Annotated in this window: 12 protein-coding genes, 1 tRNA gene and 1 other RNA gene; 8 read left to right on the top strand and 6 right to left on the bottom strand. The window is 71.8% G+C overall.

Going from position 1 to position 12,562, the window contains the following annotated elements:
- Positions 1-31: 31 nt before the first annotated feature.
- Positions 32-217 carry an SPOR domain-containing protein gene (locus DSM26151_RS07090; protein WP_234661695.1) on the bottom strand — a complete coding sequence of 62 codons (186 nt, stop codon included), beginning with the start codon at positions 215-217 and terminating at the stop codon, positions 32-34.
- Between the two features lie 11 nt (positions 218-228).
- On the opposite strand from DSM26151_RS07090, the gene map reads away from it, so the two are divergent.
- Together map and ppgK are read left to right on the top strand one after the other, a co-directional pair.
- Positions 229-1,092, top strand: a complete 864-nt coding sequence (map, locus tag DSM26151_RS07085; protein WP_234661694.1) for a type I methionyl aminopeptidase — start codon at positions 229-231, stop codon at positions 1,090-1,092.
- A 34-nt stretch (positions 1,093-1,126) separates the two neighbouring features.
- Entirely contained in the window at positions 1,127-1,882 is a 756-nt protein-coding gene (gene ppgK / locus DSM26151_RS07080) for a polyphosphate--glucose phosphotransferase (RefSeq protein WP_234661693.1), read from the top strand.
- A gap of 38 nt (positions 1,883-1,920) precedes the next feature.
- Here ppgK and rnpB read toward each other — a convergent pair.
- The 5 genes from rnpB to DSM26151_RS07055 all read right to left on the bottom strand — a co-directional run bounded on the left by rnpB (position 1,921) and on the right by DSM26151_RS07055 (position 4,596).
- An RNA gene (rnpB, locus tag DSM26151_RS07075) (RNase P RNA component class A) lies at positions 1,921-2,296 on the bottom strand.
- Positions 2,297-2,328: 32 nt separating this feature from the next.
- Positions 2,329-3,066 carry a zinc ribbon domain-containing protein gene (locus tag DSM26151_RS07070; protein WP_234661692.1) on the bottom strand — a complete coding sequence of 246 codons (738 nt, stop codon included), beginning with the start codon at positions 3,064-3,066 and terminating at the stop codon, positions 2,329-2,331.
- A gap of 52 nt (positions 3,067-3,118) precedes the next feature.
- Positions 3,119-3,940, bottom strand: coding sequence for a Nif3-like dinuclear metal center hexameric protein (locus tag DSM26151_RS07065; RefSeq protein ID WP_234661691.1), 822 nt, complete (start codon positions 3,938-3,940; stop codon positions 3,119-3,121).
- Positions 3,941-3,997: 57 nt separating this feature from the next.
- Positions 3,998-4,070: transfer RNA gene (locus DSM26151_RS07060), tRNA-Val, on the bottom strand.
- Between the two features lie 64 nt (positions 4,071-4,134).
- On the bottom strand, positions 4,135-4,596 hold the full coding sequence (locus DSM26151_RS07055; protein ID WP_234661690.1) for a peroxiredoxin: 462 nt from the start codon (positions 4,594-4,596) through the stop codon (positions 4,135-4,137).
- A 176-nt stretch (positions 4,597-4,772) separates the two neighbouring features.
- Here DSM26151_RS07055 and aceE point away from each other — a divergent pair, with 176 nt between their 5' ends.
- The 6 genes from aceE to DSM26151_RS07025 all read left to right on the top strand — a co-directional run bounded on the left by aceE (position 4,773) and on the right by DSM26151_RS07025 (position 12,411).
- Entirely contained in the window at positions 4,773-7,499 is a 2,727-nt protein-coding gene (gene aceE, locus DSM26151_RS07050) for a pyruvate dehydrogenase (acetyl-transferring), homodimeric type (RefSeq protein ID WP_234661689.1), read from the top strand.
- 14 nt (positions 7,500-7,513) lie between these two features.
- A complete protein-coding gene (locus DSM26151_RS07045) occupies positions 7,514-8,728 on the top strand; it encodes a PucR family transcriptional regulator (protein WP_234661688.1) in 1,215 nt (404 codons plus the stop codon).
- Between the two features lie 91 nt (positions 8,729-8,819).
- Positions 8,820-9,740 (top strand): ACP S-malonyltransferase, encoded by a 921-nt coding sequence (locus DSM26151_RS07040; RefSeq protein ID WP_234661687.1) that lies wholly within the window; start codon positions 8,820-8,822, stop codon positions 9,738-9,740.
- Positions 9,741-9,771: 31 nt separating this feature from the next.
- Positions 9,772-10,776, top strand: a complete 1,005-nt coding sequence (locus DSM26151_RS07035; protein WP_234661686.1) for a beta-ketoacyl-ACP synthase III — start codon at positions 9,772-9,774, stop codon at positions 10,774-10,776.
- Between the two features lie 69 nt (positions 10,777-10,845).
- A complete protein-coding gene (locus DSM26151_RS07030) occupies positions 10,846-11,094 on the top strand; it encodes an acyl carrier protein (protein ID WP_234661685.1) in 249 nt (82 codons plus the stop codon).
- Positions 11,095-11,175: 81 nt separating this feature from the next.
- Positions 11,176-12,411 (top strand): beta-ketoacyl-[acyl-carrier-protein] synthase family protein, encoded by a 1,236-nt coding sequence (locus tag DSM26151_RS07025; protein ID WP_234661684.1) that lies wholly within the window; start codon positions 11,176-11,178, stop codon positions 12,409-12,411.
- Positions 12,412-12,562: the final 151 nt, after the last annotated feature.

The raw sequence follows: 12,562 nt of genomic DNA, 5'->3' as shown, positions 1-12,562 counted from the left end.
CCCGGCGTCGACGACGCAGGGTCGCCCGCGGTCAGTCCTCGGCGGCGTCCTCCTCGGCCCACTTGGCGCTGTTCGCTCGGAGGATCTCGAGCGCCTGCTCGGCCTCCGCGCGCGTCTCGAACGGGCCGACCCGCTCGACGGACGGCGAGACCATGCCCTCCTCGACCTCACCGGTGTTGAGGTTGTACCAGAACCGATGCTCCACATCCCTGGACATAGGCTGATCCTATGCCCAAGGACGCCCACGGCCGCCTGATCGCGGGCCGCCTCTCCCCCGCACGCCCCGTTCCCGCGGGGATCGCACGCCCCGAGTACGTCGGGCGTGCCGCGCCCTCCCCGAACCCCGACGGCGACCGGTACACCCCCGACGAGGTCGAGCGGATCCGCGCCGCCGGGCGCGTCGCCGCACGCGCGATCGCAGCAGCCGCCGACGCGATCCGCCCGGGCGTGACGACCGACGAGCTCGACCGCATCGCACACGAGGTCGTCGTCTCGCACGGCGCCTACCCGTCGACGCTCGGGTACCGCGGGTACCCGAAGTCCTCGTGCACGTCGGTCAACGAGGTCATCTGCCACGGCATCCCCGACGACACCGTCCTCGGGGACGGCGACCTCGTCAACATCGACGTCACCGCCTACCTCGACGGCATGCACGGCGACCTCAACCACACCTTCCTGGTCGGCGAGGCCGACGACGAGGCGGAGCTGCTCGTGGAACGGACGCGCGAGGCGCTCGCCCGCGGCATCCGCTCGGTCGCCCCCGGACGGCAGGTCAACGTCATCGGGCGCGCGATCGAGTCGTACGCGAAGCGGTTCGGGTACGGCGTCGTGCGCGACTACACCGGCCACGGCGTCGGTCGGGCGTTCCACACGGGCCTCGTGATCCCCCACTTCGACGACCCGAACGCGACGACGGTGATGGAGCCGGGCATGGTGTTCACCATCGAGCCGATGCTCACGCTCGGCACGACCGATTGGGACCTCTGGCCGGACGACTGGACCGTGGTGACCCGCGACCGCCGGCTGACCGCCCAGTTCGAGCACACGATCGTGGTGACCGAACGCGGCGCCGAGATCCTGACCGAGCCCTGAACGGCCGCTTCGGCCCGGGCGCTAGTCTGACGCCATGACGGGCGAGCGGGCGATCGGCATCGACATCGGAGGCACCGGCATCAAGGGAGCGGTCGTCGACCTCGGCACGGGCGAACTGGTCACCGAACGCATCAAGGTCAGGACGCCCTCGGGCGGGCGCCCGGCCGACATCCTGCGGGCGACGGGCGACCTGCTCGCCCAGGTCGCCGACCTCGGGCACTCCGCGCTGCCGCTCGGGGTGTGCTTCCCCGCGATCGTCAAGCACGGCAGGACCCTCTCGGCCGCGAACGTGTCCGACGAGTGGATCGGCCTCGAGGCCGAGCGGCTCTTCGAGCGCGAGCTCGGCACCGGCATCCACTTCATCAACGACGCGGATGCCGCCGGCTACGCCGAATCGGAGTTCGGCGCGGCGCACGGCGAGCGGGGTCTCGTGATCCTGACCACCCTCGGCACGGGCATCGGCTCGGCGCTCATCTTCGACGGCGCCGTCGTGCCGAACAGCGAGCTCGGTCACCTGCAGGTCGACGGCGGCGACGCCGAGGAACGGGCCGCCTACTCGGCCATGGAGCGCGACGGCCTGACGTGGGAGGCGTGGGCGCAGCGACTCCAGCGCTACTACGCGCACGTCGAGTTCCTCTTCTCGCCCGACCTGTTCGTCGTCGGCGGCGGCGTCTCGAAGCACCACGAACGGTTCCTGCCGCTGCTCGAGCTCGCCACGCCCATCGTGCCGGCGGTGCACCGGAACAACGCCGGCATCCTCGGTGCCGCGGCGCTCGCCGCGCGGTTCTGACGGCGATCGCCCCGGCGTCACGATCCTGGGGCGGGGGGCGAGCGGGCCGGCTGATACGCCGGGTTCTGTTCACCGGGCGCTTGCGCGACACCGGCTGGACGGCCATCTCTCTCGGAGACACGTTGCCGTGCCCCTCCAGCGGCCTACCCGGGAACGGGACGGGCAGCCCCATGGTTCCCTGTCTGGCCTTGCTCCGGACGAGGTTTACCGAGCCGACCGCGTCGCCGCGGCCGCTGGTGGGCTCTTACCCCACCGTTTCACCCTTACCGCGGGCCGAGGCCCGTGGCGGTCTGTTCTCTGTGGCACTGTCTCGCGGGTTGCCCCGGGTGGGTGTTACCCACCGTCCTGCCCTGCGGAGCCCGGACGTTCCTCGGCGCCCGATCGCTCGGGCGACGCGGCCGTCTTGCCGACCCGCTCGCCCTGCAAGGCTACCGCCCCGCGGTCGGTCAGAGTCCCGATTCGTCGGTCCGCACGAGGATGCGGTCGCACTCGGGGCACTGGCGCACCTCGTCGGGCGCCGATCGGCGCACCGACTCGAGGTCGGATCCCGTGAGCGTGATGGTGCACCCGCCGCACGTGCGCTGGCGCAGCAGGGCGGCGCCGACGCCGGCGCCGCGGACCCGGAGGCTCTCGTAGAAGCGCAGCAGGTCGTCAGGGACGGTCGCCGCGATCGCGCCGCGATCCCGCTCGGCGTGCTCCCGCTCGGTGCCGAGTCCGCCTGCCGCCTCGTCGCGTGCGGCTTCGAGCGCAGCCGTCGCCTCGGCGAGTTCCGCGCGCTCGCCGTCGATCGCCGCGACGGCCGACTCCGCGGCCTCGACCTTCTCCATCACGACGAGCTCGGCGTCCTCGAGGTCGCTGAGGCGCCTGCGCAGCGAGACCAGCTCGGCCTCGAGCGCCTGGACGTCCTTCATCGACGACGTGTGGGTGAGACGGTCGCCGTCGCGGGCGATCCGCTTCTCGACCACCTCGACGTCGGACTCGATGCGACCGAGTTCGGTCCGGGCGTCCTCGAGCACGCCGATCGCCTCGGCCCGTCGGCCGCGCACGGCCGCGTCGCGCTCGCCGAGGGCGGCGAGCTCCGCGGTCTGCGGCAGCGACCGGAGCCGGTGCGCGAGCTGCTGCAGGCGGGTGTCGATGGCCTGGAGGCGGAGCAGTTGCTCCTGGTCGGCGGGACTGGCCTTCACGTGGTGCTCCTCGTCGGGATGGGGTCTGATGGGTGCGAAGTCGGGCGGGAGGTCACTGGACCACCTGGAAATCCCACGGATCGGTGCGCAGTTCGCTGACGACCACGTCGACCTCGGGGAGCGCGGCGCGGAGCTCGGCGGCCGCGGCCTCCAGCCAGAGCCACTCGCTCGCCCAGTGCGAGACGTCGAGCAGCGCCGGCCCGCCCCCGAGCATCGCCTGCTCGCGGGCTTCGGATGCCGGGTGGTGGCGGAGGTCGGCGGTCACGTAGGCGTCGGCCGTGCGGACGGCCTCGTGGCCGAGCAGGGAGTCGCCGGCGCCGCCGCACACGGCGACGGTGCGGACCGGGTCGTCGAAGCCGCCGGCCGCCCGGACGCCGGTCGCGGTCGGGGGCAGGATCTCGGCGAGGCGCCGCGCGAGGCGCCCGAGGGTCGTCGGCTCGGGCAGCCGCCCGACGCGTCCGAGTCCGCGCGCGGCATCCGCCTGGCTCGGCACGATCGGGACCGCGCCCTCGAGCCCCAGCCGATCGGCGAGGACCGCCGACGTGCCCGTCTCGACGACGTCGGCATTCGTGTGGGCGCCGACGAGCGCGCAGTCGGCGCGGATCAGCTTCGCGAGCAGTGCGCCCTTGTAGCGGTCCTCGGCGACCGAGGTGACGCCTCGCAGCAGCAGCGGATGGTGCGCGACGATCAGGTCGGCACCCGACGCGACCGCCTCGTCGACCGTCGCACCGACCGCGTCGACCGCGAGCAGCACGCGCCCGACCTCGCGCGACGGATCGCCGGTCACGAGCCCGGGAGCATCCCACGCCTCGGCGCCGGACACGGGCCACAGTCGTTCCACGGTCGAGAGGACGTCGGAGAGGCGGATCGGCACCCACTCACCCTACCGTCGGCCCGGGGCCCGACGCGGAGGCGAACGCGCGGATGCCGGTGGGCCCTGCCGGGCTCGAACCGACGACATCCACGGTGTAAACGTGGCGCTCTACCAACTGAGCTAAAGGCCCTCGCCGCGTGCGGCGGTGCACCCATCGTAGCCGCGCCGCGACGCGGCATCCGCTCGCCGCGGCTTCAGCCGAGGGCCGCGAGCGCGTCGCGGTAGGCGGCGATCGGGCGCGCCTGCCCGGCGGGCGCCGAGAACGACGAGCGGATGACGCCGTCGGAGCCGATCACGAAGGTGGCTCGCCGTGCGAAGCCGGCCTGCTCGTCGAACGCGCCGTAGGCGCGCGCGATGGCTCCGTGCGGCCAGAAGTCGGAGAGCATCCCGAGCCGGACGCCCTCCGCCTCCGCCCATGCGCGCAGGGCGTACTTCGCGTCCACGGAGACGAGGAAGACCTCGGCGGCTGCCGCCTCGAACATCGGCCGGGCGGCATCCAGGTCGTGGAGCTCTCCGGTGCAGATCCGGGAGAACGCGAACGGCACGAACGCGAGCACGACACCGCCGCGGGCCGTGAGGTCGGCGAGGCGGCGCGGCGCGCCGAACTGGTCCGGCAGCGCGAACTCGGGTGCGGGGGTTCCCGGGCCGAGGATCACAGCGCCTCCCGACGGATCGAGTGTCGACGCGCGCCAGCCTAGCCCGGCGAGCACCGAGCCGAACTCACTAGGATGGCTGGGTGCCCACGGCCGGGACCCGGTCATCGTCATGCGGCCGCACGATCCCGAGGCCGCCCCCGCAAGAGGGCACGATCTGTTGAAGAGAGAGGTCGAGTGTGACTGTCAACGACCAGGACCCGTACTCGGTCGAGGCGATGGACTCCGATCCGGAGGAGACGACCGAGTGGGGCGAATCCCTCGACGCGCTCGTCGCGGCGAAGGGCCACCAGCGCGGGCGCGAGATCATGCTCAGCCTGCTCAAGCGCTCCAAGGAACTGCACCTCGGCGTGCCCATGGTGCCGACGACCGACTACCTGAACACGATCGCCCCCGAGAACGAGCCCGACTTCCCCGGCGATGAGGACATCGAACGGCGCTACCGTGCCTGGCTGCGCTGGAACGCCGCGGTCCTGGTGCACCGCGCCCAGCGGCCCGAGATCTCGGTCGGCGGCCACATCTCCACGTACGCGGGTGCCGCGTCGCTGTACGAGGTGGGGCTGAACCACTTCTTCCGCGGCCAGGACCACCCCGGCGGCGGCGACCAGATCTTCTTCCAGGGCCACGCGTCGCCCGGGATGTACGCCCGCGCCTACCTCGAGGGGCGCCTCGGCGAGAACGACCTCGACGGGTTCCGCCAGGAGAAGTCGCGGGCACCGCACGGGCTGTCCTCGTACCCCCACCCGCGGCTCATGCCGGAGTTCTGGCAGTTCCCGACCGTGTCGATGGGCCTCGGGCCGATCAACGCGATCTACCAGGCGCAGCTCAACAAGTACCTGACGAACCGCGGCATCAAGGACGCCTCCGACCAGCAGGTGTGGGCGTTCCTCGGCGACGGCGAGATGGACGAGGTCGAGAGCCGCGGGCAACTCCAGGTCGCGGCGAACGAGGGCCTCGACAACCTGAACTTCGTCATCAACTGCAACCTCCAGCGCCTCGACGGACCCGTCCGCGGCAACGGCAAGATCATCCAGGAGCTCGAGAGCTTCTTCCGCGGTGCCGGGTGGAACGTGATCAAGGTCGTCTGGGGCCGCGAGTGGGACGACCTGCTCGCGCGCGACCACGACGGCGCGCTGCGCAACCTCATGAACGTCACGCCCGACGGCGACTACCAGACGTACAAGGCCGAGTCGGGCGCGTACGTGCGCGAGAACTTCTTCGGACGGGACCCCCGTGCGCTCGAGCTCGTCTCGCACCTCAGCGACGACGAGGTCTGGGGCCTCAAGCGCGGCGGCCACGACTACCGCAAGATCTACGCGGCGTTCAAGGCGGCCACCGAGCACACGGGCCAGCCCACCGTCATCCTCGCGAAGACCATCAAGGGATACGGGCTCGGCAAGTCCTTCGAGGGTCGCAACGCGACTCACCAGATGAAGAAGCTCACGCTCGAGAACCTCAAGGGCTTCCGCGACAACATGCGGATCCCGATCTCGGACGCGCAGCTCGAGGAGAACCCGTACCTGCCGCCCTACTACCACCCGGGACAGGACGACGAGGCGATCCGGTACCTCCAGGAGCGCCGTCGCGAACTCGGCGGGTACGTGCCCGAGCGCCGCTCGAAGCACGTCGAGATCTCGCTGCCCGACGACTCGGCCTACGCGATCGCGAAGAAGGGCTCGGGCCACCAGGAGATCGCCACGACCATGGCGTTCGTGCGACTGCTGAAGGACCTCATCCGCTCCAAGGACTTCGGGCACCGCATCGTGCCGATCATCCCCGACGAGGCGCGCACCTTCGGCATCGACGCGTTCTTCCCGACCGCGAAGATCTACAACCCGAACGGCCAGCACTACACCTCGGTCGACCGCGAACTGCTGCTCGCCTACAAGGAGAGCCCGCAGGGCCAGATCGTGCATGTGGGCATCAACGAGGCCGGCGCGCTCGCCGCGTTCACGAACATCGGGACCTCGTACGCGACGCAGGGCGAGCCGCTCATCCCCGTGTACGTCTTCTACTCGATGTTCGGCTTCCAGCGCACCGGCGACGCGATGTGGGCCGCGGGCGACCAGATGGCGCGCGGCTTCATCATCGGGGCGACCGCCGGCCGCACCACGCTGACCGGCGAGGGCCTGCAGCACGCCGACGGCCACTCGCCGATGCTCGCCGCGACCAATCCGGCGATGGTCAGCTACGACCCGGCCTACGGCTATGAGATCGGCCACATCATGCGCGCCGGCCTCGACCGCATGTACGGCGGTTCGCACGCCGATCCGAACGTCATGTACTACCTGACCGTGTACAACGAGCCGATCGTGCAGCCCGCCGAGCCCGAGGGGGTCGACGTCGACGGCATCCTGCGCGGCATCCACCGCGTCGCCGCCGGCAACGGCACCGGACCGAGCGCGCAGCTGCTCGCCTCGGGCGTCGCGGTCCCGTGGGCGCTCGAGGCGCAGCAGCTCCTCGCCGACGACTGGGGCGTGTCGGCCGACGTCTGGTCGGTCACGAGCTGGACGGAACTGCGCCGCGACGGCCTCGCCGCGGACGAGCACAACTTCCTCCAGCCCGACGCCGAGCCGCGCGTACCGTACGTCACGCACAAGCTCTCGGGCGCACCCGGGCCGTTCCTCGGCGTCTCCGACTACATGCACGCCGTGCCCGACCAGATCCGCGCCTACGTGCCCGGCGACTTCGCGACGCTCGGCGCCGACGACTTCGGCTTCTCCGACACGCGTGCGGCAGCCCGCAGGTACTTCAAGATCGACGGCCCGTCGATCGTGGTCCGAGCCCTCGAGCAGCTCGCCGCACGCGGCGAGGTCGACCGCTCGCTGGCCGCGCAGGCGATCGAGAAGTACCGTCTCCACGACGTGAACGCGGGGACGACCGGAACCGCCGGCGGCGAGAGCTAGCAGGCGACACGACGGTGGCAGCGAAGCCCAGGACGAAGGCCGAGACGCTCGCGTGGCTGCGGACGATCTCGGGTGAACTGTCGACCCAGACGCTCAAGCGCCTGGAGGACACGCTGCCCTGGTACGGGGAGATGCCGCCGAGCCGGCGGTCGGCCGTCGGGCTGGTCGCGCAGGCGGGCATCTCCTCGTTCATCGCCTGGTTCGACGACCCGCGCTCGACGCCGTGGATCGCCGCCGACGTGTTCGGCGCGGCCCCGCGGGAGCTGCTGCGTTCGGTGAGCCTCCAGCAGACGCTGCAGCTGATCCGGGTGACGGTCGAGGTCGTCGAGGAACGCGTGAAGGACGGCGGCGAGCCGCTGCGCGAGGCGATCCTCCTCTACTCGCGCGAGATCGCGTTCGCGGCCGCCGACGTCTACGCCCGCGCCGCCGAGGCGCGCGGACTCTGGGACGCACGGCTCGAGGCGCTCGTCGTCGACTCGATCCTCTCGGGCGAGTACGACGACGAGCTCCCGAGCCGTATCGCGGCGCTCGGCTGGCACGGTCACGGCGAGGTGGCGGTGCTCGTCGGCACGGCCCCGAAGCTCTTCGACGTCGACCAGGTGCGGCGGTCGGCGCGGCACATGCAGTCCGACGTGCTGATCGGCGTGCAGGGCAACCGCCTGGTGGTCGTGATCGGCCGCGCCGAGCCGCAGGCGGCGACGCCGGAGGAGCCCGCGGCGACCGGGGCCGCGCTCTCGTTCATCGACATCGCGACGCAGCTCGAGCCGTTCTTCGGGCCGGGGCACCTCGTGCTCGGCCACGAGGTGCCCAACCTCGTCGACGCGTCCAAGAGCGCGAAGGCGGCCCTCGCCGGGTTCGCCGTGGCGCGGTCGTGGCGGCACGCGCCACGGCCGGTCCACGCCGACGACCTGCTGCCCGAGCGGGCCCTCGCGGGCGACCCGTTGGCGCGCGCGACGCTGGTGCACCGGATCTACCGACCGCTGCAGGCGCACTCGACCGAGTTGCTCACCACGCTGTGGAGCTACCTCGACAACGGCCGGTCGCTCGAGGCGACCGCCCGCGAGCTCTTCGTCCACCCGAACACCGTCCGCTACCGGTTGAAGCGCGTGTCCGAGGTCATCGGATGGGATGCGACCGGGGCCCGTGAGGCGCTCATCCTCCAGTCGGCGCTGATCATCGGCTCGATGAGCGATCACGATTCCGCGCCACGCCGACGACCATCGAACTGACGCGCGGACTGTCGCCGCACCACAAGGGTCCCTCGAATACCTTGTTGCGAGTGCACACACACGTCGTGCCCACGATTGGCAGACTGAGACGGTGATCGTCGTCGTCTGCCCTGGACAGGGCTCCCAGACCCCCGGCTTCCTCGCCCCCTGGCTGACCGAGGCGTCCTTCGCGGACCGGCTCGGCGAACTCGCCGACGCGTCCGGCGTCGACCTCGCACGGCACGGCACCGAATCCGATGCGGACACGATCCGCGACACGGCGATCGCCCAGCCGCTCATCGTCGCCGCCGGCATCCTCGCGTTCGACGCGCTCGTCGGCGACGGCCGGCGCGACCTCGTGGGCGGCGTCGCCGGGCACTCGGTCGGCGAGATCACGGCTGCGGCCGCGGCCGGCGTCCTCGGCGAGGCGGATGCGATGCGATTCGTCGGCGAGCGGGGCCGGGCGATGGCGGATGCCGCCGCGCTCGAGCCCACCGCGATGAGCGCGGTCCTCGGCGGCGACGAGGCAGACCTGCTCGCCCGGCTCGAAGCGCTGGGCCTCGAGCCGGCGAACTTCAACGGCGGTGGCCAGGTCGTGGTCGCGGGCGCGGTCGACGCGCTCGAGCGGCTGAAGGCCGAACCGCCCGCTGGTGCCCGGGTCATCCCGCTGCAGGTCGCCGGCGCCTTCCACACGCGCTACATGCAGCCCGCGCGCGAGCGGCTCGCGGCGGTCGCCGCTGGCCTCGCACCGAGCGAGGCGAGCCTGCGACTCTGGAGCAATCGCGACGGGCGCGCCGTGGCATCCGGTGCCGAGTTCGTCGACCTGCTCGTCGGCCAGGTCGCGTCCCCGGTCCGCTGGGATCTCTGCATGGCGTCGTTCGCCGACGCCGGCGTCACGGGCATCATCGAACTCGCGCCCGCCGGGGCGCTCGTCGGCCTCGCGAAGCGGGCGCTGAAGGGCGTTCCGACGATCGCGGTGAAGACGCCCGACGACCTCCCCGCCGCGATCGGCCTGCTCGAGCAGGCCGCGTAGCGCCCGACCTCCCCACGACACGAGAGACCGCATGACGCACCCCACGCTCACCCAGTCGACCGGCCCCGCGCACACGCGCCTGCTGTCGGTCGGTGCCGCCCGCGGCGAGAACGCCGTCCCGAACGACGACCTCGTCGGCCCGATCGACTCGTCCGACGAGTGGATCCGCCAGCGCACGGGCATCATCACGCGCACGCGTGCGGGCGCCGACGTGTCGGCGCTCGACCTCGCGACGGATGCCGCGCGCGAAGCCGTCGAGCGGTCGGGGCTCTCCCCCGACCAGATCGACCTGGTCATCGTGGCGACGATCTCGAACCCGCAGCAGACCCCGTCGATCGCCGCGGTCGTCGCCGACCGCGTCGGGGCGAACCCGGCTGCGGCGTACGACATGAACGCGGCGTGTGCGGGCTACGCGTACGCGGTGGCGCAGGCCGACGCCCTCATCCGCGCCGGCGCCGCGCGCCACGCGCTGGTGATCGGCGCCGAGAAGCTCTCGGACGTCGTCGACCCCGCCGACCGAAGCATCAGCTTCCTGCTCGGCGACGGCGCCGGCGCGGTCGTGGTCGGACCGAGCGACACGCCGGCGATCGCACCGACCGTGTGGGGCTCCGACGGCTCGAAGGCGGGCGCGGTGGGCATGAACCACACGCTCGTGGAGTTCCGCGACGGCGCAGCCCCGTGGCCGACGCTCCGCCAGGAGGGCCAGACGGTCTTCCGCTGGGCGGTCTGGGACATGGCCAAGGTCGCGCAGCAGGCGCTGGATGCCGCCGGCATCCAGGCTTCGGACCTCGCCGCGTTCCTCCCCCACCAGGCGAACATGCGCATCATCGACGAGTTCGCCAAGCAGCTGAAGCTGCCGGAGTCGGTCGTGATCGGTCGCGACATCGCCACGACCGGCAACACGTCGGCCGCGTCGATCCCGCTCGCGATGCACCGACTGCTCGAGGAGCACCCGGAGCTCTCGGGCGGACTCGCCCTCCAGATCGGCTTCGGCGCCGGACTCGTGTTCGGCGCCCAAGTGGTGGTTCTGCCCTGAGCCGCCGTCCCCCGTCCATCTAGACTGTGTCTCGGTCAAGAACGAGACACCCCTGCAAGGAGAAGAAACATGGCATCGACCCGCGACGAAGTGCTTGCCGGCCTGGCTGAGCTCATCAACGACGAGACCGGCATCGCCACCGACACGGTCGAGGCGGACAAGTCGTTCACCGACGACCTCGACATCGACTCGATCTCGATGATGACGATCGTCGTCAACGCCGAGGAGAAGTTCGACGTCAAGATCCCCGACGAAGAGGTCAAGAACCTCAAGACCGTCGGCGACGCCGTCGACTTCATCGTCAACGCGCAGGCCTAGGCACCGATCCGAGGGGGCCGCGGGCACGGCCCCGGCCCCCTCGATCGATTTCCACCCTTCCCTCTCCGGAGTGTTTTCGTCATGACCAAGAACATCGTCGTCACCGGCATCGGTGCGAGCTCGCCGATCGGCGGCACCGCGCCCGAAAGCTGGGAGGCCCTGCTCGCCGGCACCTCGGGCACCCGCACCCTCGAGCACGAGTGGGTCGAGAAGTACCAGATCCCCGTGACCTTCGCGGCCGAGGCGCTCGTGCGCCCCGAGACGGTGCTCGAGCGCCCCGTCGCCAAGCGGCTCGATCCCGCGTCGCAGTTCGCCCTCATCGCCGCCAAGGAGGCGTGGGCGGATGCCGGCAGCCCCGACGTCGCACCCGAGCGCCTCGGCATCGACTTCGCCACCGGGATCGGCGGCGTGTGGACCCTGCTCGACGCGTGGGACACGCTGCGCGAGAAGGGTCCGCGTCGGGTCCTCCCGATGACGGTGCCGATGCTCATGCCGAACGCCGCGGCCGGCAACCTCTCGCTCCACTTCGGCGCCCGCGCCTACGCCAGCACGGTCGCGAGCGCCTGCGCGTCGAGCACAGAGTCGCTCGTCAACGCCGTCGAGCACCTGCGCGACGGCCTGGCGGACGTGGTCATCGCCGGTGGCACCGAGTCGGCGATCCACCCGATCACGATGGCCTCGTTCGCGTCGATGCAGGCGCTGTCCAAGCGCAACGACGACCCGGCGACGGCGTCGCGCCCGACGAGCATCGACCGCGACGGCTTCGTCATGGGCGAGGGCGCGGGCGTGCTGATCCTCGAGACCGAGGAGCACGCGCGGGCGCGCGGCGCGAAGATCTACGCCTACGTGGTCGGCGGCGGCGTCACGGCCGACTCGTACCACATCACCGCGAACGACCCCGAGGGCAAGGGGGCCGCGCGCGCGGTCGAGCTCGCGCTGGCCGCTGCCGGCGCTTCGGCCGACGACGTCACCCACATCAACGCGCACGCGACGTCGACCCCGGTGGGCGACCCGAACGAGTACACGGCGCTGCAGGCCGTGTTCGGCGACCGGATCGAGGACATCCCCGTGTCGGCCACGAAGGCGTCGACCGGGCACCTGCTCGGCGGCACGGGCGCCCTCGAGGCGATCTTCACCGTGCTCGCGTTGCGCGACCGCACGGCGCCGCCGACGATCAACATCACCGAGCAGGACCCGGAGGTGCCCTTCCGCGTCTCGGGCGCTCCGCAGGAGCTCGGCAGCGGCGACCAGCTCGCGATCTCGAACTCGTTCGGGTTCGGCGGGCACAACGCGGTCATCGCGTTCCGTTCGGCGTGACCCGAGGCGGATGCCGCGGCATCCGCTCGCACGCATCGGGCCCCGACGCCATCCGGCGTTCGGGGCCCGCCTGCGTTCCACCGCCGGTTTCGCTCGTGCACCTCCCGGGACCTGTCGTCGACCGGGCGGCGCGTCGCGCCACCGACGGTGG

The organism is Agromyces marinus, from assembly GCF_021442325.1.
Taxonomy (GTDB): Bacteria; Actinomycetota; Actinomycetes; order Actinomycetales; family Microbacteriaceae; genus Agromyces; species Agromyces marinus.
The sequence above is the reverse complement of the archived record's forward strand: the minus strand, read 5'-3'. Positions and strand labels throughout refer to the sequence as shown.

Excerpts from the sequence above, each read along its gene's own strand:
- DSM26151_RS07090 (WP_234661695.1), bottom strand. The coding sequence starts at position 217 with ATGTCCAGGGATGTGGAGCATCGGTTCTGGTACAACCTCAACACCGGT.
- map (WP_234661694.1), top strand. The coding sequence starts at position 229 with ATGCCCAAGGACGCCCACGGCCGCCTGATCGCGGGCCGCCTCTCCCCC.
- ppgK (WP_234661693.1), top strand. The coding sequence starts at position 1,127 with ATGACGGGCGAGCGGGCGATCGGCATCGACATCGGAGGCACCGGCATC.
- DSM26151_RS07035 (WP_234661686.1), top strand. The coding sequence starts at position 9,772 with ATGACGCACCCCACGCTCACCCAGTCGACCGGCCCCGCGCACACGCGC.
- DSM26151_RS07030 (WP_234661685.1), top strand. The coding sequence starts at position 10,846 with ATGGCATCGACCCGCGACGAAGTGCTTGCCGGCCTGGCTGAGCTCATC.
- DSM26151_RS07025 (WP_234661684.1), top strand. The coding sequence starts at position 11,176 with ATGACCAAGAACATCGTCGTCACCGGCATCGGTGCGAGCTCGCCGATC.